This is a genomic window from Tepidanaerobacter sp. EBM-38, from assembly GCA_001896545.1.
GTDB lineage: Bacteria > Bacillota > Thermosediminibacteria > Thermosediminibacterales > Tepidanaerobacteraceae > Tepidanaerobacter.
Map to the genome: position 1 here is coordinate 54,386 of MPOT01000038.1, position 26,207 is coordinate 80,592.

General features: G+C 34.6%; 27 protein-coding genes. All 27 read left to right on the plus strand.

Translation table 11 applies throughout. The features are described 5' to 3' along the window. Nucleotides 1-143: 143 nt before the first annotated feature. The 27 genes from BUC45_RS04325 to BUC45_RS04455 all read left to right on the plus strand — a co-directional run bounded on the left by BUC45_RS04325 (nt 144) and on the right by BUC45_RS04455 (nt 26,119). Nucleotides 144-965: a PHP domain-containing protein gene (locus tag BUC45_RS04325; RefSeq protein ID WP_296970612.1), complete on the plus strand. Its 822-nt coding sequence runs from the start codon at nt 144-146 to the stop codon at nt 963-965. A 140-nt stretch (nt 966-1,105) separates the two neighbouring features. Further along, entirely contained in the window at nt 1,106-1,312 is a 207-nt protein-coding gene (locus tag BUC45_RS04330) for a 4Fe-4S binding protein (protein WP_296970614.1), read from the plus strand. Next, nucleotides 1,302-2,453, plus strand: coding sequence for a 2-oxoacid:acceptor oxidoreductase subunit alpha (locus tag BUC45_RS04335; RefSeq protein WP_296970616.1), 1,152 nt, complete (start codon nt 1,302-1,304; stop codon nt 2,451-2,453). The genes BUC45_RS04330 and BUC45_RS04335 overlap by 11 nt, the downstream gene beginning before the upstream one ends. Then, the gene (locus tag BUC45_RS04340; protein ID WP_296970617.1) at nt 2,446-3,273 is read left to right on the plus strand and encodes a 2-oxoacid:ferredoxin oxidoreductase subunit beta; all 828 of its coding nucleotides are present in this window, start codon (nt 2,446-2,448) and stop codon (nt 3,271-3,273) included. Before BUC45_RS04335 ends, BUC45_RS04340 begins: the two co-directional genes overlap by 8 nt. Continuing rightward, nucleotides 3,266-3,799 carry a 2-oxoacid:acceptor oxidoreductase family protein gene (locus BUC45_RS04345; RefSeq protein WP_296970619.1) on the plus strand — a complete coding sequence of 178 codons (534 nt, stop codon included), beginning with the start codon at nt 3,266-3,268 and terminating at the stop codon, nt 3,797-3,799. The genes BUC45_RS04340 and BUC45_RS04345 overlap by 8 nt, the downstream gene beginning before the upstream one ends. 29 nt (nt 3,800-3,828) lie before the next feature. Continuing rightward, on the plus strand, nt 3,829-5,094 hold the full coding sequence (locus tag BUC45_RS04350; protein ID WP_296970621.1) for a Glu/Leu/Phe/Val dehydrogenase: 1,266 nt from the start codon (nt 3,829-3,831) through the stop codon (nt 5,092-5,094). Between the two features lie 160 nt (nt 5,095-5,254). Then, on the plus strand, nt 5,255-6,934 hold the full coding sequence (locus tag BUC45_RS04355; protein WP_296970623.1) for a methylmalonyl-CoA mutase family protein: 1,680 nt from the start codon (nt 5,255-5,257) through the stop codon (nt 6,932-6,934). A gap of 11 nt (nt 6,935-6,945) precedes the next feature. Beyond that, nucleotides 6,946-7,365, plus strand: a complete 420-nt coding sequence (locus tag BUC45_RS04360; protein ID WP_296970625.1) for a cobalamin B12-binding domain-containing protein — start codon at nt 6,946-6,948, stop codon at nt 7,363-7,365. Between the two features lie 24 nt (nt 7,366-7,389). Further along, nucleotides 7,390-8,319, plus strand: a complete 930-nt coding sequence (gene meaB, locus BUC45_RS04365) for a methylmalonyl Co-A mutase-associated GTPase MeaB (protein WP_296970627.1) — start codon at nt 7,390-7,392, stop codon at nt 8,317-8,319. A gap of 7 nt (nt 8,320-8,326) precedes the next feature. Next, the gene (gene mce / locus BUC45_RS04370) at nt 8,327-8,725 is read left to right on the plus strand and encodes a methylmalonyl-CoA epimerase (RefSeq protein ID WP_296970629.1); all 399 of its coding nucleotides are present in this window, start codon (nt 8,327-8,329) and stop codon (nt 8,723-8,725) included. 69 nt (nt 8,726-8,794) lie between these two features. Then, entirely contained in the window at nt 8,795-10,291 is a 1,497-nt protein-coding gene (locus BUC45_RS04375) for a carboxyl transferase domain-containing protein (protein ID WP_366749694.1), read from the plus strand. A gap of 17 nt (nt 10,292-10,308) precedes the next feature. Beyond that, entirely contained in the window at nt 10,309-10,665 is a 357-nt protein-coding gene (locus BUC45_RS04380) for an OadG family protein (protein WP_296970634.1), read from the plus strand. Between the two features lie 32 nt (nt 10,666-10,697). Beyond that, nucleotides 10,698-11,084, plus strand: coding sequence for a biotin/lipoyl-containing protein (locus BUC45_RS04385; RefSeq protein ID WP_296970636.1), 387 nt, complete (start codon nt 10,698-10,700; stop codon nt 11,082-11,084). A gap of 62 nt (nt 11,085-11,146) precedes the next feature. Next, the gene (locus tag BUC45_RS04390) at nt 11,147-12,235 is read left to right on the plus strand and encodes a sodium ion-translocating decarboxylase subunit beta (protein ID WP_366749696.1); all 1,089 of its coding nucleotides are present in this window, start codon (nt 11,147-11,149) and stop codon (nt 12,233-12,235) included. 88 nt (nt 12,236-12,323) lie between these two features. Then, nucleotides 12,324-13,727, plus strand: coding sequence for an oxaloacetate decarboxylase subunit alpha (locus BUC45_RS04395; RefSeq protein ID WP_296970640.1), 1,404 nt, complete (start codon nt 12,324-12,326; stop codon nt 13,725-13,727). Nucleotides 13,728-13,845: 118 nt separating this feature from the next. After that, nucleotides 13,846-14,034: a hypothetical protein gene (locus BUC45_RS04400; RefSeq protein ID WP_296970642.1), complete on the plus strand. Its 189-nt coding sequence runs from the start codon at nt 13,846-13,848 to the stop codon at nt 14,032-14,034. 122 nt (nt 14,035-14,156) lie between these two features. Beyond that, nucleotides 14,157-15,524, plus strand: coding sequence for a VanW family protein (locus BUC45_RS04405; RefSeq protein WP_296970644.1), 1,368 nt, complete (start codon nt 14,157-14,159; stop codon nt 15,522-15,524). A gap of 151 nt (nt 15,525-15,675) precedes the next feature. Then, nucleotides 15,676-16,437, plus strand: coding sequence for a uracil-DNA glycosylase (locus tag BUC45_RS04410; protein WP_296970646.1), 762 nt, complete (start codon nt 15,676-15,678; stop codon nt 16,435-16,437). Nucleotides 16,438-16,460: 23 nt separating this feature from the next. Continuing rightward, nucleotides 16,461-17,774, plus strand: a complete 1,314-nt coding sequence (miaB, locus tag BUC45_RS04415; protein ID WP_296970648.1) for a tRNA (N6-isopentenyl adenosine(37)-C2)-methylthiotransferase MiaB — start codon at nt 16,461-16,463, stop codon at nt 17,772-17,774. 23 nt (nt 17,775-17,797) lie between these two features. Beyond that, nucleotides 17,798-20,401, plus strand: coding sequence for a DNA mismatch repair protein MutS (mutS, locus tag BUC45_RS04420; RefSeq protein ID WP_296970650.1), 2,604 nt, complete (start codon nt 17,798-17,800; stop codon nt 20,399-20,401). Between the two features lie 12 nt (nt 20,402-20,413). Then, entirely contained in the window at nt 20,414-22,255 is a 1,842-nt protein-coding gene (mutL, locus tag BUC45_RS04425) for a DNA mismatch repair endonuclease MutL (protein WP_296970653.1), read from the plus strand. A gap of 4 nt (nt 22,256-22,259) precedes the next feature. Continuing rightward, on the plus strand, nt 22,260-23,204 hold the full coding sequence (gene miaA, locus BUC45_RS04430; RefSeq protein WP_296970656.1) for a tRNA (adenosine(37)-N6)-dimethylallyltransferase MiaA: 945 nt from the start codon (nt 22,260-22,262) through the stop codon (nt 23,202-23,204). Between the two features lie 38 nt (nt 23,205-23,242). Next, the gene (gene hfq / locus BUC45_RS04435; protein WP_013778392.1) at nt 23,243-23,500 is read left to right on the plus strand and encodes an RNA chaperone Hfq; all 258 of its coding nucleotides are present in this window, start codon (nt 23,243-23,245) and stop codon (nt 23,498-23,500) included. Between the two features lie 200 nt (nt 23,501-23,700). Then, nucleotides 23,701-24,705, plus strand: coding sequence for an AAA family ATPase (locus BUC45_RS04440; RefSeq protein WP_296970658.1), 1,005 nt, complete (start codon nt 23,701-23,703; stop codon nt 24,703-24,705). Beyond that, nucleotides 24,706-25,314, plus strand: a complete 609-nt coding sequence (locus tag BUC45_RS04445; RefSeq protein WP_296970661.1) for a GTP-binding protein — start codon at nt 24,706-24,708, stop codon at nt 25,312-25,314. Between the two features lie 58 nt (nt 25,315-25,372). After that, nucleotides 25,373-25,903 carry a hypothetical protein gene (locus BUC45_RS04450; protein WP_296970663.1) on the plus strand — a complete coding sequence of 177 codons (531 nt, stop codon included), beginning with the start codon at nt 25,373-25,375 and terminating at the stop codon, nt 25,901-25,903. A gap of 27 nt (nt 25,904-25,930) precedes the next feature. Then, nucleotides 25,931-26,119, plus strand: coding sequence for a hypothetical protein (locus tag BUC45_RS04455; RefSeq protein WP_296970664.1), 189 nt, complete (start codon nt 25,931-25,933; stop codon nt 26,117-26,119). The last annotated feature ends 88 nt before the right edge of the window (nt 26,120-26,207 follow it).

The following is a 26,207-nucleotide window of genomic DNA, read 5'->3' on the forward strand; positions in this document are numbered from 1 at the left end:
AGCTTTTATAAAGATTATGTTCATTAATATAATTTTTACAGGTGCCAGCGGCATTCAAGCTTAGTAAAGCTGAATGCCGTCTATATTTATTTTTATAAAGATTAAAAATCCTAGGTATTAGTTGTAAATGCGGAGGCTTATAAATGTACATAGATCTTCATGTTCATACAACTTTTTCAGATGGGTTACTTACACCAGAACAAGTTGTTAAAATGGCCATAAAACTTAATTTAAAGGCCATAGCAATTACCGATCATGATACTGTTGATGGTATAAGACCAGCATTAGATGAGGCAAAGAAATATACAGGGTTCGAAGTTGTTCCAGGCGTTGAACTGAGCACAGATTGGAACAACGAAGAAATACATATTTTAGGATATTATATTGACTATAATAATTCAAACTTAAGGACAGTTCTCTTGAGTTTTCAGCAAAAGAGAAGGAAAAGGATTGAGGAAATTATTGCAAAGCTTAAAAACATGGGCATTAATATATCTATCGAGGATGTATGTGCTAAATCAAAGGGATCTTCTTTAGGAAGGCCTCATATTGCTTTAGTGTTGGTAGAAAAGGGCTATGTTGGCTCAGTTCAAGAAGCGTTTAAGAATTACCTAAACAAAGGAAAACCTGCATATGTGCCAAAAGAAAAGTTAACTCCTTTTAGTGCTATTGATATAATAAAGCAAAACAGCGGTATCCCAGTCCTTGCTCATCCAGGATTACTGGAAGATAACAGTATTATTAATGAATTGATTTCCTATGGAATCATGGGTATTGAGGTGGTTCATAAAAGCCATAACAAGCCTCAAGTAGCTTACTACACTAAGTTAGCTCTCGACAATAATTTATTATTGACCGGAGGCTCGGACTCCCACGGAGAAACCCCTCTTTTATTAGGAAGTTTTGATATACCTTTGGATTATTTCTATAGATTAAAAGAAATAAAACGAATTTTTACAATGTGAGTAATGAATGTATTAGGCAGGATTATTAATACTTGTGTCGAATTATTAATAAATCAAAACAAAAAAGTAATTATTTGATAGATATCATATAGATTTATTTAGACAATTATAAAAATAGAATTACACAGGAGTGAGACGGCTTGGATGAGAAGAGTATAAGAATTTCAATTGATGAAAAGGCTTGCAAAAAATGCGGCTTATGTATAGCATTTTGTCCTATGAAAGTCTATGTTTCCGAAGGTGGAAAGCCAATAATAGTCAATCAAAACGCTTGTACTAATTGCAAATTATGTGAATTAAGATGTCCTGATTATGCTATAATAGTCGGAGGTGAAGATGTTGAGTAGAAAAATAATGCTAATGCAAGGCAATGAAGCTTGTGTTGAAGGGGCTTTAGCAGCAGGCATGCGTTTTTTTGCAGGGTATCCGATAACACCCTCCACTGAAATAGCCGAGATTGCAGCCGAAAGACTCCCAAAGGTAGGGGGAAAATTTATACAGATGGAAGATGAATTAGCTAGCATGGGGGCAGTAGTAGGTGCATCACTTGCGGGCCTCAAGGCTATGACAGCAACAAGCGGACCTGGTTTTTCACTGAAACAAGAAAATATTGGATTTGCTTGTCTTACTGAAGTACCTTGCGTTGTAGTAAATGTCCAAAGAGGAGGACCGAGTACAGGCCTACCAACATTACCAGCTCAAGGTGATGTTATGCAAACAAGATGGGGAACACATGGCGACCATCCAATTATAGTTATATCTCCATCTTCGGTAAGAGAAGTGTATGATATGACAATAAGGGCTTTTAATTTATCAGAAAAGTATAGAGTTCCCTGCATCTTGCTCATGGACGAAGTTGTGGCACATATGAGAGAAAGAGTGGAATTGCCAGATAAATCAAGTATCGATATAATAAATCGAAAAAAGGTCGCATCTACTTTGTCTGACTACAAACCATATATGGATTATGACAGTGATGGAATTCCTCCTATGGCAAATTTCGGAGACGGAATACCCTTTCATGTTACAGGACTAATTCATGATATTTCCGGATTCCCATCTACTAACCCAAAGGTTACTGAGGATTTAATAAACAGATTGATGAACAAGATTAATAATAATATTGGTGATATTATTGAATATGAAAAGCTGTATATGGAAGATGCTGAAACTGTTATAGTGACTTTTGGTTGTACTGCACGTTCAGTACTAAGCGCAATAAGAGTTTTACGGCAAGAAGGACTTAAAATTGGAATGCTAAGATTAAAAACCATATGGCCTTTTGCACATATAGCTATTAAAGAATTGATGCAATCATCCGTTAATACCCTAATAGTTGCTGAGATGAATTATGGTCAGTTGCTAGAAACGGTTAAAGCATCTGCTGAAGGAGCTTTTAGAATATATGGTTTAAATAAGTACAACGGAGAGCTGATTACGCCACAAGAAGTCATAGATAAAGTCCGGGAGGTGGCCGAATATGCGTAAAGAATTAGAAAAATATTTTAGAAAAGATAAACTTCCACATATATGGTGTCCCGGTTGTGGGCATGGTATCATAACTGGAGCCGTTATTCGTGCTATCGATAATCTAAAACTGGAGCAGAATAAAATATGTATAGTGTCTGGAATTGGTTGTTCTTCTAGAGCTCCAGGATATTTAAATTTCAATACTTTGCATACAACTCATGGTCGTGCCCTAGCTTTTGCTACAGGTATTAAAATGGCAAACCCTGAACTAAAGATTATTGTACTTACAGGTGATGGGGATTGTTCAGCCATAGGTGGTAATCATTTTATTCATGCAGCTCGAAGAAATATTGATATTACTACAGTAGTTTTTAACAATAGTATTTATGGCATGACTAGCGGGCAATATTCCCCTATGACACCTAAGGGAGCATTTGCAACTACTGCACCATACGGAAACATAGATAGAAACTTTGATTTATGCAAATTGGCTCAGGCTGCTGGAGCTACTTATGTAGCCAGAGGAACAGTTTACCATGTTCCGCAACTAATAAAATTAATGGAAAAAGCTCTGAAGCATAAAGGCTTTTCACTAATAGATGTAGTAGATATATGCCCTACATATTTTGGCCGTAGAAACAAAATGGGGTCGCCCGTAGTTATGATGGAAAAAATTCGCGAAATGTCAATTACGGCAAGAACTGCAGCAAAGCTACCACCTGAAGAACTTTCCGAGAAAATTGTTATTGGAGAATTTTATGAAGAACAAGCTCCCGAATATACCGAAGAATACGCAAAAGTCATGAAAAAGGCTCAAGGGGGAAAACTAAATGAATGAAAGAATAGAAATAAGACTAGGGGGTTCTGGAGGGCAAGGACTGATTTTGGCAGGTATTATATTGGCTGAAGCTGCTATTCTTGACGGTAAAAATGCTGTTCAATCACAATCTTACGGTCCAGAAGCCCGTGGAGGAGCAAGTAGATCAGAAGTTATAATAAGTAATACAAGCATTGATTATCCGAAGGTGTCTAAACCTGATGTCTTTCTTGCATTAACCGAAGAAGCGATGAATAAATATAAAAACGATCTAAAAGAAAATGGGCTGCTCATTATAGATGCTAGTATGGAAAAACCAAAAGATTCTTATAAGATTCTTAGCGTTCCTATACTAAAGACCGCCCAAGAAAAAATTGGTAAGGTCATTGTTGCTAATATAGTTGCGTTAGGAACATTAATACAGGTTACTGAAGTGGTTTCAAAGGAATCCATAGAAAAAGCTGTATTAGATAGGGTTCCACAGGGTACTGAAGAATTAAATAAAATGGCTTTGTATAAAGGGTTTGAGTTGGGAAAATCTAAATAAATATTTAAAAAAAGAAGGGAGTTTTATTAATGTCTAAAACTATAAATCCAGTTGAATCTGTTCAACAAGAAATTAAATTCGCATGTGAAAAGCTTGGATTAGAGGATTCCTTCTATGAACTGCTGAAAGAACCCGAAAGAGTGCTAATAGTCCAAATTCCTGTAAAAATGGATGACGGCACAATAAAAACCTTTACAGGATATCGAGCACAGCACTGTACCATTATGGGGCCAGCAAAAGGCGGATTTAGATATCATCCTGATGTATGCTTAGATGAAGTAAAAGGTTTATCTATGTGGATGACATTCAAATGTGCTGTTGTTGGAATCCCTTATGGTGGAGCTAAAGGAGGAGTCTGTTGTAATCCTGCTGATTTATCAAGAGGAGAACTTGAAAGACTGACTAGAGGCTATTTAAGGGCAATCAATACAGTAGTAGGACCTGAAAAAGACATTCCAGCACCAGACGTAAATACAAATGCTCAAATCATGGCTTGGTTTATGGATGAATTCAGCATGTTGAAGGGTTATAATGTTCCTGGCGTAGTTACGGGAAAACCAATTTCACTAGGCGGTTCTCAGGGAAGAACCCAAGCAACCGGATTTGGTGTAACAGTAGCTGTCAAAAAAGCATGTGAAGCAATGAATATAGATATGGCTAATGCTAGGATAGCTATCCAGGGTTTTGGCAATGTAGGTAGTTATACATCTTTGTACTGCAGCAAAAATGGAGCAAAAATTGTTTCTATAGGAGAATGGGATAAAAAAATCGGAACATACGCGCTTTATAATGAAAATGGTCTTGATATAGATAAACTATTCGATTATAAAGCCGAAAATGGCACTATTGTAAATTTCCCCGATGCAAAAAGGATAAGCCTTAGCGATTTTTGGACTTTGGAAAATATTGACATACTTATCCCAGCGGCCCTTGAAAATGCAATAGATGAAAACAATGCACCAAAAATAAAAGCTAAAATCATAGTAGAAGCAGCCAATGGTCCTACTACACCTGAAGCTGATAAGATCCTTGCCCAAAAAGGAATTCCTATATTCCCTGATATTCTTTGCAATGCTGGTGGTGTTACTGCATCATATTTTGAATGGGTACAAAATTTAATGAATTTTTATTGGACTGAAGAAGAGGTTAATGGTAAATTAGAGCCTATTTTAATAAACGCCTTTGATGATGTTTATAATATGCATAAACATAATAATGTAAGTTTAAGACAAGCAGCTTATTTAGTGGCGATTAAACGCATCGCGGATAATATGAAAATGAGGGGTCGAATATAATAAATTATTTATCCCCGCTTTAAACGGCGGGGATATTACAGATTAATTTTGAATGATAAACTTAGCACATATTTTAAATACAATTTATTTTATTGCCTTTTTCTAGAAAGTATTATACTATATTTAAAGAAGTTTAAGAAAAATATAGGAGGGCAGTGTTATGGCAGATAAAGAGTCCCTCGATAACCTTGCTAAGCATAAAAAGGAATGGGAAGAAAAAATACTGAATAAGGTTTTAGACAAAGGGCATGAAAGATATGAAAAGTTCTTAACTGGATCAAATATTGAAGTTGATAGAATGTATACAGAATTAGATATACAAGAATTAGATTATTTAAGAGATTTAGGTTTTCCAGGTGATTATCCTTATACTCGCGGAATATATCCCACTATGTATAGAGGCCGGCTATGGACTATGCGACAATATGCGGGCTTTGGAACGGCTGAAGAATCTAATAAAAGATATAAATTTTTATTATCACAAGGTCAAACTGGCCTAAGTGTAGCTTTTGACCTACCAACGCAGATGGGGTATGACTCAGGCCATCCATTATCAAGAGGTGAAGTTGGAAAAGTTGGTGTGGCAATTGATTCATTAAAGGATATGGAAATCCTTTTTGAAGGAATTCCCTTAGATAAAGTAAGCACTTCAATGACAATCAATGCACCGGCTGCTATACTACTAGCTATGTACATATCTCTTGGGGAAAAACAAGGTATATCACCTGATCAGCTTTCTGGTACTATTCAAAATGATATATTAAAGGAGTATGTAGCAAGAGGTACATACATTTTTCCACCTGAACCATCAATGCGACTTATTACAAACATTTTTGAATTTTGCTCAATACATATGCCCAAATGGAACACTATTAGCATTAGTGGATATCATATACGCGAAGCTGGAGCAACGGCCATCCAAGAAGTGGCTTTTACGCTTTCTGATGGTATAGCTTATGTTGAAGCTGCTTTAAAGGCAGGTCTTGCAATTGATGATTTTGCGCCAAGACTTTCATTTTTCTTTAATGCACATAATGATTTATTTGAAGAAGTAGCCAAATTCCGAGCAGCAAGAAGGTTATGGGCTAAGATTATGAAACAGCGATTCAAAGCACAAAATCCAAAGTCAATGATGCTTAGATTTCACACACAAACTGCAGGTTCTACTTTGACAGCTCAACAACCGGATAATAATATTGTTAGAGTAGCCATACAAGCATTAGCCTCTGTCTTAGGAGGTACTCAATCACTTCATACTAACTCAAGGGATGAAGCTTTAGCATTACCAGCAGAGGATTCTGTGAGAATAGCTCTTAGGACACAACAAATAATTGCCTATGAAAGTGGAGTTACAGAAACTATCGATCCATTAGCAGGCTCTTATTATATAGAATATTTGACAAATACAATAGAACAAAAAGCTCAAGAGTATATCGAAAAAATAGATAAACTTGGTGGTGCTCCTAAAGCTATTGAAAAAGGATTTATGCAACAAGAGATTCAGAATAGTGCTTATGAGTATCAAATGGCAGTTGAATCAGGTAGAAGAATCGTTGTAGGCGTAAATAAATTCCATGTTGAAGAAGAACCGGTTAAAGGTTTACTCCGGGTAAACCCTGCTGTTGGCAAATTACAGGAAGCAAGAATTAAAGAATTAAAAGCATCGCGAGATAACTTAGCAGTAGAAGCAGCACTGAAAGAACTTACCGATTGTGCAAAAACAGAAAAAAATCTTATGCCTGTAATAATCAAATGCGTTAAAGCTTATTGCACTTTAGGAGAAATATGCAACGTCTTACGTGATGTTTTCGGTGAATATAAAGCTTCTATGAATATATGAGGAGTGATTTCATGACAGACGCTAAACCTATAAGGGTATTAATAGCTAAGCCAGGGCTTGACGGTCATGATAGAGGAGCTAAAGTTGTAGCAAGAGCTTTAAGAGATTCTGGTATGGAAGTTATTTATACTGGACTCAGGCAGACTCCTGAGCAGATAGTTGAAACTGCTATTCAGGAAGATGTTCAAGTGATAGGTCTTTCTATTCTTTCCGGCGCTCATAATTTTCTTTTTCCTAAGGTAATGGAATTATTAAATAAAAAAAACGTTCAAGATATCTTAGTAATAGCTGGAGGGGTTATTCCCGATGAAGATATTCCCTTACTGAAGGAGGTAGGTATTAGAGAAATATTTACTCCTGGCACTCCTACATCGGACATTGTAAATTTTATAAAAAATAATGTTAAGAACAATGTAGATGATGAGAATTGATAATACATTGAAAGGTATATTTTTATGGATATTATACAAGGGGTTTTAAATGGTGATACGAGGAGCATTGCAAAACTTATTACACTTATTGAAGAAAGATCTCCTAAAGCTAATGAGATTCTTAAACAATTATTTAGATTCACAGGCAATGCTATAACCATCGGTATAACAGGACCGCCCGGTGCCGGCAAGAGTAGCATTATAAATCAACTGGCTAAAAAATTTCGAAATAAAAATAAAAAAGTAGGGATTATTGCTATAGACCCAACGAGCCCTTTTACTGGCGGAACTCTTTTGGGAGATAGAATTAGGATGCAAGACTTGACCTTAGATGAAGGTATATATATACGCAGTATGGGAAGTCGAGGCAAACTTGGCGGACTTTCACAAGCATCCTATGATGCTGTCAAAGTTCTCGATGCTGCCGGAATGGATTATATAATAATTGAAACTGTTGGTGTGGGTCAATCAGAAGTTGATATAATTAGGTTAGCAGATATTGTAGTATTGGTTTTGGTTCCAGGTATGGGTGATGATGTACAGGCTATCAAAGCTGGTGTCATGGAAATCGGAGACATTTTTGTTGTCAATAAATCTGATATAGATGGCTCAGATCGGCTAGTAAATGAAATAAGAATGAACTTAGAATTAAATCCAAAAAAAAGCTCTTTTAAACCTCCTGTAATAAAAACTGTTGCAACAACTGGCGAAGGTATAGAAACACTTGATGAAACTATTAATCAGGTTTATCATGAGTTATCTATCAATGGTATTATCAGTGATAGGAGAAAGCAACATGCACAACAAGAACTGCAAGAACTAATTAAGGACTTTTACTTGAAAAAAATTAATTCCTCATTTCCTGCTGAAATCATAGCATATACTGAAAAAATATTAAAAAAGGAAATTGACCCTTATTCTGCGGCTAATGCAATCCTTGAGAAGGAGGAATAAATTAAGAATGATAGAAAAGATTGATCATATTGGGGTTGCTGTTAAAAGTATCCAAGAATCAATGAAAGTATATACAGAAATTCTAGGTCTTAAAATTACAGGGATTGAAACAATTGAAGAACAAAAAGTTAAAACCGCTTTCATTCCTATAGGTGAAAGCGAAATAGAATTATTAGAATCTACTGCAGATGATGGACCAATAGCAAAATTCATAGAAAAACATGGAGAGGGTGTTCAACACATTGCTTTAAGGGTAAATAATATTGACCAAAAACTCGAAGAACTCAAACAGAAGGATGTAAAGCTCATCGATGAAAAACCGAGAATAGGAGCAGGTGGTGCCAAAATAGCATTCATCCATCCCAAGGATACAAAAGGAGTCTTAATAGAATTATGCGAAAGATAAGGAGGAATAAAATTGGAAACTATTGAAACAAAAATTAAAATCTTAGAACAAAAACGCAAGACCATAGAAATGGGCGGTGGAGAAAAGCGCATACAAAAGCAGCACGAAAGCGGCAAACTTACTGCACGAGAAAGAATAGAAAAACTTTTAGACAAAGATAGCTTTATAGAAATTGATGCATTTGTAGAACATCGCTCAAATCAATTTGGCATGCAAGAAACTAAAGTTCCCAGCGAAGGTGTAATCACAGGCTATGGAACAATCGATGGCAGATTAGTCTTCATATTCGCCCAAGATTTTACAACAATAGGCGGATCCCTTGGAGAAATGCATGCCGCAAAAATTTGTAAGGTTATGGATATGGCAGCAAAAATGGGTGCTCCTTTTATTGGTCTTAACGACTCAGGTGGAGCAAGAATTCAAGAAGGTGTTGATGCACTAAAAGGTTTTGGCGACATCTTCTACAGAAACACCCTATCCTCTGGAGTAATACCGCAACTATCAGTAATACTGGGGCCTTGCGCCGGCGGAGCCGTATACTCTCCAGCCTTAACCGACTTTGTATTTATGGTATCCGGTATAAGCAAAATGTTCATTACTGGTCCTCAAGTAATAAAAGCCGTGACAGGTGAAGAAGTCAGCGATGAAGAACTTGGTGGAGCAGCTGCCCACAACCAAAGAAGCGGAGTAGCACACTTTATCAGTCAAAATGAACAAGAATGTTTTGACCAAATAAAAAAACTTCTATCATACATACCTTCAAACAACCTAGAAGATCCACCATATAAACCGACTACCGATAACCCGACAAGAACAGTACCGGAACTTGATACCATAGTTCCTGCAGATCCCAACAAACCGTATGACATAAAAGATGTCATAAAACACATAGTGGATGATGCTGACTTCTTTGAAGTACAACCACTCTATGCACCAAATCTCATAATAGGTTTTGCAAGACTTGCAGGTCATAGCGTAGGAATCCTGGCAAACCAGCCAAAACATCTTGCTGGCTGCTTAGACATAAACGCTTCTGACAAAGCTGCACGATTTATACGATTTTGCGATGCCTTTAATATACCTCTTGTAACATTCACCGATACTCCTGGATATCTGCCCGGAGTAAACCAAGAACACGGAGGTATCATACGGCATGGTGCAAAACTACTATACGCATATTCCGAAGCTACAGTGCCAAAACTCACCGTCATAACGAGAAAAGCATATGGAGGCGCCTACATAGCCATGTGCTCAAGACACTTAGGAGCAGACCAAGTTTTTGCATGGCCTACAGCCGAAATAGCCGTTATGGGCCCTGACGGAGCAGCCAATATTATCTTCAAAAAAGAAATAGAAGCCTCTGAAGACCCAATAAATATAAGGAAACAAAAAATCGAAGAATATCGGGATAACTTTGCTAACCCTTATCAAGCAGCCGCTCGAGGTTATATTGATGATATAATAGTGCCATCCACAACAAGGGCAAAACTTACATCAGCGCTTGAAATGCTGATGTCAAAAAGCGAAAAAAGACCGGCTAAAAAACACGGCAACATTCCTGTATAAGGAGGAAATTAAAAACTATGACAACTATACAAGTCTTTCAGGAATCACTTAAAACATCTCTCTTTGGCATGTGCCTTGTCTTAGGAACATTATACATACTATCTCTCATTTTAGAGCTCATGAGATTAGTATTTGAACCTAAGACAAACGTAAAAAAAAATGAAACAGCTTTAAAAGAACAAACACTAGAACAAATACAAACCGTCGATACAACAGACGATACTGAACTCATCGCAGTTATCACTGCAGCTATTGCCGAATACCTACAAACACCTATATCAACTTTAAAAATCGGTGCCATACGTCAAATTCATGAAAAAACTCCCATATGGGGTATTGAGTCCAGAATATACAACATCAACAATAAATTTTAGATATAGAATAAAAGGAAGGAGAAATACAAAAAATGAAAAAATACAAAATAACTGTAAATGGAAAAACTTATGAAGTAGAGGTAGAAGAAATGGGTGGTCAGAACTTTATACCTACCCAAACAGCAAACACTCCCATATCACCGGAAGTAACACAACAACCTAAGCCTCAACCGCAACCTAAGCAAAAAAACCCAGGCACTGTCGGTAAACAAAAAATTACTTCGCCTATGCCAGGCACGATTATGTCAATTAACAAAAAACCTGGGGATAAAATACAAAAAGGTGATGTAATAATGATACTTGAAGCCATGAAAATGGAAAATGAAATCATCGCCCCAGAAGATGGCGTTATAACCTCCATTGATACAAGCGAAGGAGCCTCAGTAAATACAGGCGATATTCTTGCAACATTTGAATAAATCCCATTTGAATAAATCAACGGAGGAGAGAAATCGTGCTTGAACAAATAATAAAATTTTTCATGAAAACTGGTTATGCAAACATAACTTTAGAACAAGCTATCATGATATTGATAGCCTGTTTCCTGATGTATCTTGCTATAGTAAAAAAATATGAACCATTGCTACTAGTACCTATTAGTTTTGGCATGTTGCTTGCTAATATACCTCAGGCAAACCTTATGGCTAAAGGCAACTTTCTATATTGGATATATCAAGGAGTAAAACTCAATATATATCCACCTCTCATATTCATGGGAGTAGGAGCCATGACCGACTTTGGTCCACTTATAGCCAATCCAAAAAGCTTGTTGCTGGGAGCTGCTGCTCAGTTCGGAATTTTTACTAGTTTTTTAGGCGCAGGCCTTCTTGGATTTAACTTCAAAGAAGCCGCTTCTATAGGTATAATAGGTGGGGCAGATGGACCGACAGCCATATTCCTTACAAGTCAGCTTGCTCCACATCTATTAGGAGCGGTAGCAGTAGCTGCTTATTCATATATGGCATTAGTCCCCATCATACAGCCGCCTATAATGCGGGCGCTTACTACAAAAAAAGAGCGCCAAGTAACTATGGAGCAGCTAAGACCCGTATCTAAAACAGAAAAAATCATATTCCCAATAATAGTAACTATATTAGCAAGTTTTTTAGTTCCAGATGCCACGGCTTTAGTAGGTTGTCTGATGTTGGGCAATTTGTTTAGAGAATGTGGTGTAGTCGATAGACTATCTAAAACAACTCAAAACGAACTTATAAATATCATTACCATATTTCTTGGTACCACTGTTGGAGCTACTGCCAGTGCAGAAAATTTTCTGCAGTGGGGAACCATTAAAATACTTTTGCTAGGTCTTGCAGCCTTTTCAGTGGGAACGGCCTCAGGAGTACTCTTTGGTAAACTCATGTATGTTTTATCTGGAGGAAAAGTAAACCCACTTATAGGTTCTGCGGGTGTCTCTGCAGTTCCTATGGCAGCAAGGGTATCTCAGGTAGTGGCACAGGAAGAAAAACCCGGCAACTTTATTCTGATGCATGCTATGGGACCTAACGTAGCAGGTGTTATTGGTTCAGCTATAGTTGCAGGTATGTTGCTTTCAATGTATGGTGGATAAATATTGCTGAACAATGTTGTTTAATATATATTTATAACTATTTTTCCATATGAATAATTGATAAATTATTTTAGAAAGGAGATTAAAATTGCAGCAAAGAAAAGAAAGAAAAGTTGGAATAACTGACACTATTTTAAGAGATGCTCATCAATCACTTATAGCTACACGGATGAAAACAGATGAAATGCTGCCAATTGCAGAAAAGCTTGATCAAGTGGGTTACTATTCTTTAGAAATGTGGGGCGGAGCCACATTTGATAGCTGTATACGTTTTTTAAATGAAGATCCATGGGAAAGACTTCGCAAAATAAAACAAATAGTCAAAAAAACTCCATTGCAAATGCTTTTAAGAGGGCAGAACCTTTTAGGGTATCATCATTATCCTGACGATGTAGTAGAAATGTTTGTAAAAAAATCTGTAGAAAATGGTATTGACATTATACGAATCTTTGATGCATTAAATGATATCAGAAACCTAAAAAAGGCTATTGAGGTAACAAAAGAAACTGGGGCACATGCCCAGGGAACAGTAGTTTATACTATAAGCCCTGTTCATAATAATGACTACTATGTAAATATGGCTAAACAATTAGAAGAAATGGGAATTGATTCCCTCTGCATAAAAGATATGGCAGGTCTTTTAGCACCATATGATGCTTATGAACTTATTTCTCGATTAAAGAAAGAAATCAAAATACCAATACAGCTCCACAGTCATTATACAAGTGGTATGGCTTCAATGACCTATCTAAAAGCAATTGAAGCTGGAGTAGATGTTATAGATACGGCCTTATCACCTTTTGCATTAGGAACATCGCAACCCCCTACAGAAACTATGGTAGCCGTATTGAGGAATACCCCTTATGACACAAAGCTAGATCTGGAATTCATTTCAAGTATATCCGACTACTTTAAACAAGTGAGGGGAAACTATAAAATTGATAGTATTATTACAATGGTTGATACTATGGTGCTTAATTATCAAATACCCGGTGGCATGCTATCCAATCTTACTAGTCAACTAAAACAGCAAAATGCTCTTGACAAGCTTCCCGAAGTGTTAAAAGAAGTTCCAAGAGTAAGAGAAGATCTTGGATATCCACCTTTAGTTACACCTACAAGCCAAATAGTAGGCACTCAAGCGGTAGTTAATGTGCTTACCGGAGAACGATATAAAATGATTATAAATGAGGTAAAAAATTATGTTAAAGGGTTATACGGCAAATCACCCGCTCCTATTAAAGAAGAAATAAAACAAAAAATAATAGGGGATGAAGAAGTAATTGAATGCCGCCCTGCTGATTTACTTGAACCGGAGCTGGAAAAATACTTCAAGGAAATCTCTTATTATATGGAACAAGAAGAAGATGTTTTAACATATGCTCTTTTCCCTCAGATAGCACTGAAGTTTTTTCAAGAGCGTCAAGCAAAAAAATATAAAATTGACAGCAACCTGGTAAACAAAGATCAGTTTGACGTCTATCCTGCATAATAACGCTTGATTCGAAGGTATATTATTTATGTATTTAGCATATACTTGGTATATCTACCACATAATACCCTAAAACAGGGTATTTTTTTTATAATCAATAAACTTGGAGGCAACCAGTTTGGATGAAAGTATACAAAATTTAAATTCAAAAGTTGAAAAACTCGAAAGTAAAATAGCCTCTCTTTGTCTTGGACGCAGGATCCTTATGGATCTATTGATCGAGCAAGAGAATATGAAAAATTATGAAATCCAAAAACTAGAATTAGAAATCAAAAGATTAAATCGAATTATCAAAAAACGTCATTGATTAATTAATAGTTTAAATATGAAATTTTACTCACATTTTGCATAAAAGGTAGTATTTTTTAATCCTGCTGCTTATATATTATACATAAAGAAGTAAAAGATTTAGATAATAAGGTGATTGTTGTGGCAAAAAAAATTACCCTTGTTTTTTTTCTTTTACTTTTATGTGTAATAATGATTATTATATTAAATGATTATAACAATATACTAATTCCTTCTGGTCTATATATTGGTGACGTAGATGTAGGAGGTTTAACAAATGATGAGGCCAGGAATATATTCCAAAAATTAACGGAAGAAAAAATAAATAAATCTATAATTCTTACTTTTTATGATAAGCAGTGGATTTTTAAAATATCTGAATATATTGAAATAGATGTGGATAAAAGTATAGATAATATTGCCACCTATGTAAAAAGTATTAAAAAAGAAGGTATAATAAAAAGATTTATTTTTCGCCAACAGCTAAAAAAATCTCCCCTCCGAATAGATCCAATTATTAAATATAAAACAGATAAATTGCCACAGCTCTTTGATGAAATTAACGAAGTTATAATGGTTAAACCTATAAATGCTGTATTTAAAACCGATGATGATATAGTGCACATAATTACTGATGTTAAAGGACAAATTTTAGATGAAGATATGCTAAAAAAGAAAATTAAAGAGGCTATATGGACTGAGAATGAGATATTAGTAATCCCCGTAAAAGTATGGAATGCAGAAAAAACAAAAGAAGATTTAGAAAAGATGGAAATCAGAGTAAAAATAGCAGAGTATTCAACTGAGTTCGATAAAACATTAAAGAATAGAACGGAAAATATAAGAGTCGCAAGTGAAATGCTTAATGGCTGTATAATTTCCCCCGGAGATATATTTTCCTTTAATAAAGTTGTAGGTGAACGCACTAAGGATAAGGGATATAAAGAAGCACCTGTCTTTATTAATAATGAGGTTATTTACGACATAGGAGGTGGTATCTGTCAGGTTTCCAGCACCTTATATAATCTTGCTTTACTGACAGACCTCGAAATAGTCGAAAGAATGAATCATTCTCTACCGGTAAGTTACGTTCCTTTAGGCAGGGATGCTACAGTTAATTATGGTACTATAGATTTAAAATTTAAAAATAATACCGGTGGATATCTCTTGCTAACATCTGAGATTACAAATGATAAGCTAATAGTAAAATTTTTTGGCAATAAAAAGATCGATAAATCTGTAGAATTATTTTCTGAAACGATAAAAACCATTCCATCTCCTATTATTATTAAAAAAGATTTCAATTTAGAAAAAGGGGAAATCAGGATAGAACAAGGGAATGCAGGTTATGTAGTTAATCTATGGAAAAGATATGCTGGTGAAAAAAATGAATACAAAGTTCTAATTTCTAGTGATACTTATAATCCAACACCTACATTACTATATGTAGGTGAAAGAGTTAAAGAAATTACAGACGATGAAAATATAAACGCAATAATGATTCAATAGCAAATTACTATTACAATTTGTTATAAACCGAAATAGATAATTTAGAATATGCTTTTTAGCCTTTTAAAGTTTTGATACTGATAGATCATTTAATCTTTAACTGAGTTTATGTTATAATATAGCGTAGAATATAATAAAAGAGGGATTTCATGTGCTTGAAAGTAAAATCAAGGAGTCTTTTGCAGCAGTAGAAATTAGCCTACCCGATATTATAAAACTACTGTTAGATTTAAAAGACGAATTTAATATACAAAATTCAGATGTTGATACTATACTTAAAGCTGTAAAACTTGATAATGAAAAATCTAAAGAACAAAGAGATTATTTATACAGTAGGATAAAAGAATACATAAATTCATGTCAAAGATGCCTTCTCTATGCGCAGGAAAACCATACTCATAAGGTAGCAGGTGAAGGGTCTTTAAACTCGCCATTGGTTTTAATTGGCGAGGGTCCTGGCTTTGATGAAGATAAACTAGGTCGTCCTTTTGTTGGACGAGCAGGGCAATTACTTACAACCATATTAAATAAAATGGATATTCGGCGAGAAAAGGTTTACATAACTAATGTAATAAAATGCCGACCTCCACAGAATAGAACACCATTGCAAAAAGAGATTAAAGCTTGCTCTAAAAATTTAGAACTTGAGCTTTCTCTTATTCAACCAAAAGTTATAATTGCTCTTGGTGCAGTTCCGTTGAATTATTTTAAGTCTGGTAGCAGCATTATGAGGGAGCGAGGACAATGGATAAATTCCAGAGATTACTGGATTATGCCAACATTTCATCCGGCATATATTTTACGTCAACATGGGAAAACACTAAATAAGGTTAAGTGGTTAGTATGGCAAGATTTTAATGAAGCTGTAGCAAAGGCAAAAGAAATGTGTCCAGAATATGATTTTAGTAGTTAGGTATAGAAGAAGGAAGTGGAGCCATGAAATATAAAATATTAACTTGGGGCTGTCAGATGAATATTCATGATAGTGAAATCATTTCAGGTGTTATGCAAAAGATGGGATACTGCCAAGCGGATACACTTAAAGAATCTGATGTAATAATATTGAATACTTGCTGCGTTAGGGAGAATGCTGAGAGAAAGGTATATGGACGAATAGCACAGTTAAAGCAATTCAAACAAAAAAATCCCAATTTGATTCTTGCGGTTTCTGGTTGTATGGTGCAACAACCACATGTAGTTGAATATATATCAGAAAAATTACCCTATGTGGATATCTTATTCGGTATAAAAAACGTTCACAAGTTACCTGAACTTATTGAAATTACAAGACAAACAAACTTACCGGTAATAGATATATCTGGAGATCCTAGGATTGATGAAAATCTACCAATTAAGCATACAAATGATACAAAAGCCTGGGTAACAATTACTTATGGATGTAATAACTATTGCAGCTATTGTATTGTCCCATATGTAAGGGGAAAGGAGATAAGTCGGAGACCTGATGACATTTTAAGAGAAATTGAAGCCCTTGCTAATGATGGTTTTATTGAAATTAATCTATTGGGTCAAAATGTAAATTCTTATGGCAAGGATTTAAATACACCTGTGACTTTTCCTGAGCTTTTAAGAAAGGTAAATGATGTTGGTGGTATTCAGCGCATAAGATTTATAACTTCTCATCCGAAAGATTTATCAGATGAACTTATATTAGCAATGAGGGATTGTAAAAAAGTATGTGAACACATTCATCTGCCGGTTCAGTCTGGAAGTAACCGAATTTTATCTAAGATGAACCGAAAATATACTAGGGAGCATTATTCAGAATTGATATATAAGCTGCGAGATGCTATTCCTAATATTGCTATTACCACTGATATAATCGTAGGCTTTCCAGGAGAAACGGAAGAAGATTTCCTTGATACTCTTGAGTTAGTAAAAGCAGTGGAATTTGACTCAGCCTTTACTTTCATGTATTCTAAGCGTAAAGGAACTCCCGCAGCGGAAATGGCAGATCAAATCGATGATGATATAAAAAAAGATCGACTTAATAGATTGATGCAAGTACAGGATGCCATTACCGAAAGTAAAAACAATAGATTAAAAGGGACCATACAGGAAGTATTAGTTGAGGGAGTCAGCAAAGGCAATATTAACAGGTTATCTGGCCGAAGCCGAACCAACAAGCTGGTAAATTTTGATGGTTCGGAAAAATTAATAGGCAAACTCGTCAATGTAAAGATTATTGAGCCGCATACATGGTCTTTGCTTGGCGAAATTGTAGAATGAGGTTTTCAGGGGGCTTTTTTTATATGGATACTCCTATGATACAGCAATATAAAGAGATTAAAGATAAATACCGTGATTATATAGTTTTTTTTCGTCTTGGCGATTTTTACGAGATGTTTTTCGACGATGCTTATATTTGCTCAAAAGAGCTGGAGATTACTCTTACATCCAGAGATTCCGATAATAAAGTGCCTATGGCTGGAGTTCCCTACCATGCTGCTGATCAGTATATAGCCAAACTTGTTGCGAAAGGTTACAAAGTTGTTATATGCGAACAGGTCGAAGATCCAAAATTAGCAAAAGGAATTGTCAAGCGAGAAGTAGTTAAAATTGTAACTCCGGGAACAATTACTGATTTAAATGCTCTCGAAGAAAACAAAAACAACTATCTTGGATGTGTTTTTAAGAATAAGCATGAATTCGGCCTTGCTTTTGTAGATCTTATGACAGGAGAATTTGATATAACAAATTTAAAATCATCTTATCCATATCATGAAATAATTAATGAAGTCAGCAGATTTAGCCCTCGGGAGTGTTTAGCTAATCATGAATTGTCTCAAGAAAAATCCTTAAATAAAAAATTAAAAGAAAATCTGGAATTATGCTTTACATTTATAGACGGAGAATATTTTGATGAACAAGCAGCTTTGATTTTGTTAATGTCACAGTTTGGTGAAGAAAAAATTAAAAAATTAGGAAACAGGAGGCAAGCTTTGATAGCTGCTGGAGCTTGTTTAAGATACCTAAATGAAACGCAAAAGCTAAACTTATCTCATATTAATTCTATTTCGTTTTATGAAAATCACGACTTTATGGTTTTGGATTTTATTTGTAGCAAAAACCTCGAAATTACCGAAAACTTGCGAGATAGAAAAAAAACCGGGAGCCTTTTATGGGTAATGGATAAAACTTCTACAGCTATGGGAGCACGGCTGCTCAGGAAATGGCTTGAACAACCTTTGCTCGATATCTTAAAGATTAAGCAAAGGCAGGATGCAATAGAAGAATTATTTAATGATTTTTTCTTACGCTCAGATTTGAAAGAGCAGTTAAAAAATATTTACGATATAGAGCGATTGAGTGGAAAATTAGTCTGTGGAAATGCTAATGCCAGAGATCTATTGGCAATAAAAAATACTATAAAGTCATTGCCTCAAATAAAGCATATTCTTACCCGATGCAATTCTAAGCTTTTGCATCAAATATATGAACAACTTGACACGTTAGAAGATATATGTTTGTTATTAGAAAAATCTATTTTTGAAGATCCTCCGCTAACAATTAAGGAAGCAAATGTTATTAAAGATGGATATAATTCGGAAATAGATATGCTCAGAAAAGCATCTAGAGAAGGTAAAGCATGGATAGCTGACCTAGAAAGAAAGGAGCGAGAAAGAACCGGGATAAAGTCCTTAAAAATTGGTTTTAATAAGGTCTTCGGCTACTATATTGAAGTAACTAAATCTAATCTCTCAATGGTTCCGGAAAATTACATTAGAAAACAAACATTAGCTAATGCTGAACGTTATATCACGGAAGAATTAAAAGAATATGAATCGCTTATACTCAATGCAAATGAGAAACTTCAGGACTTGGAATATAATTTGTTTTGTGAAATAAGAGATCAACTTATTAAAGAGATCCCAAGACTTAAACAAAGTGCTTATAATTTATCCTTATTAGATGTCCTATTATCATTAGCTGAAGTTTCGTATAGCAATAATTATATAAAACCCGAAGTAACTTTAGATGATGAGATAAGCATAATAGATGGCCGGCACCCTGTTGTTGAACTTACTCAAAAAGAAGAATTGTTTATACCTAATGACACACAAATAGACTGCGGTGACAACTTAATCTCAGTTATAACCGGACCTAATATGGCAGGTAAATCAACTTATATGCGGCAAGTAGCATTAATTGTATTAATGGCTCAAATAGGTTGCTTTATACCCGCAAAAAAAGCCAAAATTGGCATCGTCGATCGCATTTTTACACGTATAGGAGCATCCGATAATTTAGCGTTGGGGCAAAGTACTTTTATGGTAGAAATGACAGAAGTAGCTGATATCCTTAATAATGCAACTAATAAAAGCTTATTGATATTAGATGAGGTGGGGCGTGGGACTAGTACTTTTGATGGTCTATCCATAGCCTGGGCGGTTATTGAATATATACAGAAAAGCTTGAAAGCCAAAACCCTTTTTGCTACTCATTATCATGAGTTAACAGCTTTAAAAAAACTAAAAGGTGTCAAAAACTATAAAATTACTGTTAAGGAAAAAGGTGACGATGTTATATTTTTAAGAAAAATTGTTCCAGGAGAAGCAGATAAAAGTTACGGTATACAAGTAGCTAAATTGGCAGGGGTTCCTAACGCTGTAATTAACAGAGCTAGAAAAATCTTGGTTGATTTAGAGCAAAGCCAGATCCAAGGTGAATTGGCAATATCGAATATCGCTGCCTGCAGTGATAAAAGTTTACAAAATACCAATGAGTGCCAGTTAAATTTAAGTGCCTTGAAAAATGAGGAAATAATAGAACAAATTAAATCGGTAAATATAGACACCATCACTCCTTTGGAGGCTTTGAATTTTTTGTTTTCAATCAAAAAGCAGTTGATCTAAGGAGAATATAAAATGGGAAAAATTAATATTTTAGAACAGGATATTGCCTCTCAGATAGCAGCCGGTGAAATTATAGAAAGACCAGTTTCAGTTGTCAAAGAATTGGTAGAAAACTCTATTGACGCAGGGAGTAAGAATATTATTGTTGAAATTGAAAAGGGCGGTAAAAAGAGCATCCGAGTCATTGATGATGGTGAAGGCATATCCAGAGATGATATAAGATTAGCTTTTGAGCGTCATGCTACCAGTAAAATAAATGTAATTGACGATATATTCCATATAAATACCCTTGGTTTTAGAGGCGAAGCCTTGGCGAGCATTGCTGCAGTTTCAAACCTTTCAGTTATAACAAAGACTAGGAATGAATCAATAGGCACTATATGCAAAATAAGTGCTGGTGTGATTGAAGATATTGGTGAAATAGCTTCTAAAAACGGTTGTCTGATTGAAGTTAAAAACTTATTTTTTAACACTCCTGCCCGGCTGAAGTTTTTAAGTAGTGATACACATGAGAATTCTAGAATTACTGATTTAATTACAAGATTTGCTATGGGTAACATAAACATATCTTTTAGGCTTATAATTGATGAAAAAGAACTGTTTTACAGTAGTGGTAATGGTGATTATAGAGAAGTTATTGCAAAAGTATATGGAATGGACTTAGCAAAACAGATTATATATATAGAAAAGGCCTTTGATAATGGTAAAATATGGGGTTATATATCAAAACCAAGTTTTAATCGTGGGAATCGTACCGGTCAGACATTTTTTGTAAATCGTCGTTTTGTCAAGGATTTAGGATTAACCTTTTGCCTAGAAAGGGCATATAAGACGATGATACCTATAAGACGATTCCCAATAGCAATTATTTTCATAGATATTGACAATTCGCTAATTGATGTCAATGTGCATCCATCTAAAATGGAAATAAAATTTCAAAATGAAAATCAGGTTCATCATGTGCTTTTTCATGTCGTAAATGAAACTTTAAAGAATAATGTATTAATTCCAAAAGAAACCCTCGGTATATCGCCAGTTAACCGGTCGCAGCAGCAGATAAGTATCGAAACGCAAGTAGAATTAAGCAGTGATGGATTGCCGGATAATGAATATAATGTCAGTAATAGCAGCAATATAAATAGCCAAACCGCGGCTACAAAAGAGTTTGTAAAAGAAGCTTCAACTATTATAGATGTAGATGCTCCAAAAAATGACGAACACATACAAAACCACTCCTATATACCAATGGAATCAGATGAAACAATTCAAGTTATAAAAAAATATGAATTTCAAAAGATTCTTGGTCAGTTATTTAACACATATATTGTTGTTGAAAGTAAAAACAGGTTTTATTTAATAGACCAACATGCTGCTCATGAGCGAATATTATATGAGTTCTATTCTAAAAAATATGCTAAACAGCTATCAGATTCTCAAACTTTGGCTGCACCATATGTTTTATATCTTTCCGCTCAAGAAATGATGTTGTTAGATAACTATAAAGAAGATATCTTGAAAATTGGTTTTGACTTTTCGATTTTTGGTTCTGATTCTATTTTAATTCGTTCAGTTCCTTATATATTCAATAAACCGGTTGATCCTATAACGCTTCGTGATGTTCTCGATCAAATAAATAGCAACGAATATACCAGGTATCCGGCTAAAGAGAGGTTGATAATTTCGATGTCGTGTCATGCTGCCATAAAAGCAGGGGATGTTTTGTCACCCATAGAAATTCAAGAGTTACTTGATCAATTGAAACAAACTGAAGTTCCTTATACTTGCCCGCATGGTAGGCCCACAATAATTGATATAGCTTTAAATGAATTGCAAAAGAAGTTTAAAAGGATATAAGAATATGCATAAAAAGTTACTAGTTGTTATTGTGGGACCTACGGCAGTAGGAAAAACCGAGATTGCTATAGAAGTAGCTCAAAAAATTGATGCGGAAATAATTTCTGCTGACTCAATGCAAATATACCGCTATATGGATATCGGAACAGCCAAGCCTTCATTAGAAGAACGAAAGAGAATACCACACCATATGATTGATATTGTTGATCCTGACGAAGAATTTAGTGTAGTTGACTTTCAGGTTGAGACAAAACGACATATTCAGGATATCTATCAACGACATAAAATACCATTGCTTACAGGAGGAACTGGATTCTATATAAATTCCGTATGTTACGATTACACATTTTCTCAGGTTGGAAAAGATACTGCATTAAGAAGGCAATTACAAAATGAGGCTCAGAAACGAGGTAATGAGTACCTCTACGAAGAACTTACAAGACTAGATCCAAAAGCAGCAAAAAAAATACATCCTAATAATTTGCGTAGGGTGATTCGAGCATTAGAGGTATGTTTAAAAACCGGAATTCCATTTTCCTACTATGAGGAAAAGACTAAAAAGCAGCAAAGTGCTTATGATTTGCTTATGTTTGGCTTAACAATGCCTAGAGAGAAATTATACCAGCGTATTAACAGACGAGTATTTTCAATGATCGAAAATGGTCTAGTAGATGAGATACAACAACTTTTGAAAATGGGATATAGTAAAAATCTAAATTCTATGCAAGGTTTGGGTTATCGTCAGATTATAGACTACCTTGACGGTAACATAACTCTAGAAGAGGCTATTCACTTAATTGCAAGAGATACTAGACACTATGCGAAACGCCAATATACATGGTTTTTGCGTGATAAAAATATTCTTTGGCTTGATGTTTCAAAGGAAGGGAAAGAAAAAATTATAACAAATATTATTGGAAGTATTGAAGGAAAAATGATAAATACCTAGAATACTATTAAACAACAATATGATGAGGGGGACACAGAATGACAAAAGTACAAATTAATCTTCAGGATAGTTTTTTGAATCAGATCAGGAAGGACAATATCCCTGTGACAATATATCTTGTTAATGGTTTTCAGTTGAAAGGTATGGTCCGGGGTTTTGATAATTTTACAATTGTTCTTGATTCTGACGGAAAACAACAGTTAGTATATAAGCATGCAGTTTCTACCATAGCACCTTTAAGAACGATTAATTTAAATCAAGGCATGATAGACCAAAGAAAAACAGATGAAGATTAAATTACACCTCAAAAAAAATAAGTATCGTAAAACTATAAAATAGTTTTACGATACTTATTTTTTTTGTAACTGATAATTATCTTGATGCATAAAATAAATTGATATGCTATTTTTTAAAATCCTATAGCAATTACTGGCAGACATCAAAAGATAGGTTTTGGTAATATGCTGCCAGCAAAAGTTGCAGAATGGAGGATTTTATGATTGATAAGATAGACAATAAAATGAAAAATGAAATAAACGATCATGCTAAGATTCACGATATGTTAATTAATGGATTGATTACAACTGCAGATGCACTAACTATGTTAACTGACTTAGATAGCTATAAAATAACATTTGAAAAGGTTTCTGATGAGGAAAAGTTAGAAGACATAATGAAAGAACTTGATGAATTGATAGGCCTTTCAAAAGTAAAGAATTTGGTTAAAGAAATACAAGCATTTTCAGAAATTCAAAAGAAGAGAGAAGAGGAAAAACTTTTAGCAGAACCACAGGTCCTTCACATGATTTTTAAGGGGAATCCAGGGACAGGAAAGACGACAGTGGCTAGACTGTTAGGCAAGATTTTTAAACACATCGGAATCCTTGAGAAGGGACATACTGTAGAAGTTGAGAGAGCAGATCTTGTAGGAGAATATATAGGTCATACTGCCCAGAAAACTCGTGATCAAATTAAGCGAGCACGCGGTGGGATATTATTTGTAGATGAAGCATATTCTTTAGGAAGAGGAGGGGAGAAAGATTTTGGCAAGGAAGCTATAGATACTCTAGTAAAGGCGATGGAAGATTACAAAGATGATCTTATTGTAATTTTAGCAGGATATAAAGATGAAATGGATTGGTTTTTACAGATAAATCCGGGGCTTCGCTCTAGATTTCCAATACAGATTGAATTTAACGACTACAGTGTTGATGAATTGATGCAAATTGCAAAAATGATGGCAGAAAAAAGGCAATATCGCTTTAGCCCAGAATCACTTTTAAAATTTGAGGATATCCTTCAAAGTAGCATGAATAATATGTTCTATAATAAATTAGGCAACGCGCGGCTTGTGCGTAACATGATTGAAAAAGCCATACGTCGTCAAGCACTTCGTTTAGTTAGTCAAAGTAAGATTTCTCGAATTTCTCGAGAAGATTTGCTTCAAATAAAACCTGAAGATATTCCTATAGATCTTTCAGAGTTCGGAGGTGGACATTAGTTGAAGAGATGCGCTATTATAGGAAAAACTAATGTGGGAAAAACGTTATTTTTAATAAATTTCGCAGAATACCTTGGGGTTAAGTCTTTTGATGTAGAATTTATTGATAATGAAGGCTCTAAAACCTCCGAGAAATTCATTCCCAAAACTGCCATTTCGCGTCTTGTGGATAAAAATCCCCATAAAACTCGTTGTATTCAATCTATAATAATAAATGTTCCAGTAGGTAAGGGTAAGAAAAAAATTAAAATTATTGATACATCTGGGTTTATAGATGGTATACACCCGAATGTAGAAGTTCGAAAAGCTATTTCTCAAACTCTAACAACAGTACGTGATTCAGATATCATTCTCCATATTATTGATGCTTCTGCTGCTAAAAATAAAGACTTGCCGAGTTCCATGGGCGAAGTGGATTACCAGATTGCTCAATTTGCACAATTAAAGAAAGGTTATGCAATTTTAGCTAATAAAATGGATCTTTCAGGATCAAGTGAAGGTTTTGAAAAAATAAAACAAGAATTTTCCGGAAATTTAATATTTCCTATTTCAGCGCTTCATAAAACGGGTTTTAAAGAGGTGAAAATTTTTGTTATTCATAATATCTAAGTTGTTTATATTAAAAAAAATCCTTAGTGTTTTTTTAACTGGTTGTGTAATAAAGATAATGGATGATTATTTAGATCAAGATATTGATATCCTTGAAAATGAGCAAAATCTGTTTACAGTTTTGGAATTAGGCGTATTGCCTTATGCACTTTTACTGTTATCCTTAGCATTTTTTCTTGATTCTGTAACAGCACTAAGCTTGTTTTTAGCAAGTTTTGCTGTAGGAATGGGAGGGAATTTGACTGCAAAAATGCCTTCGGGATTATATGGATATCAAGAAAGCTTTATAGTGCTGCTATTAGGTTTTCTGTCTTTGAAAATTAATATGCTATCATCTATACTTATTATCATTGTTATTCAATTGTTGGATGATATTAAAGATTATAAACGAAATAAAATTAATAAAAAAAATTTAGCTTTCTTGCTAGGTAAAGTAGAATGTTATTTATTAGCTGTTATTTGTTTTCTTTTATCATTTTATTTAGATTCTATAAAAGCGGTTTCATCAATAATTTCGACATACTTAATTACATATATAATAAGATTATTATTAATAAAAAATGAAAAAGCTGTAAGTGAAACTACTTAAGTTAGGATAACGGGAGGGAAGGTATATATGCCTTATTTTAATAAAATATTATTTACAGCATTTGAAATATCGATTTTTTTATTTGGATATGTAATAGGTAGAAGGATGGGTAAAAAAGAAGGTATTATTGAAGGCATGAGTATTGTACCACTTGATTGGCGAAAGCAATTATTTGAAACTTCTATATGCCCGTTATGCAATCAAGAGTGTCAATAATCTTTGAAAATGTCACCTAAAAGGCATGATTTTTATTCAGTGAAAATGTCACCTTTGACATAAAATAAAAACAACAAAACACGTTACA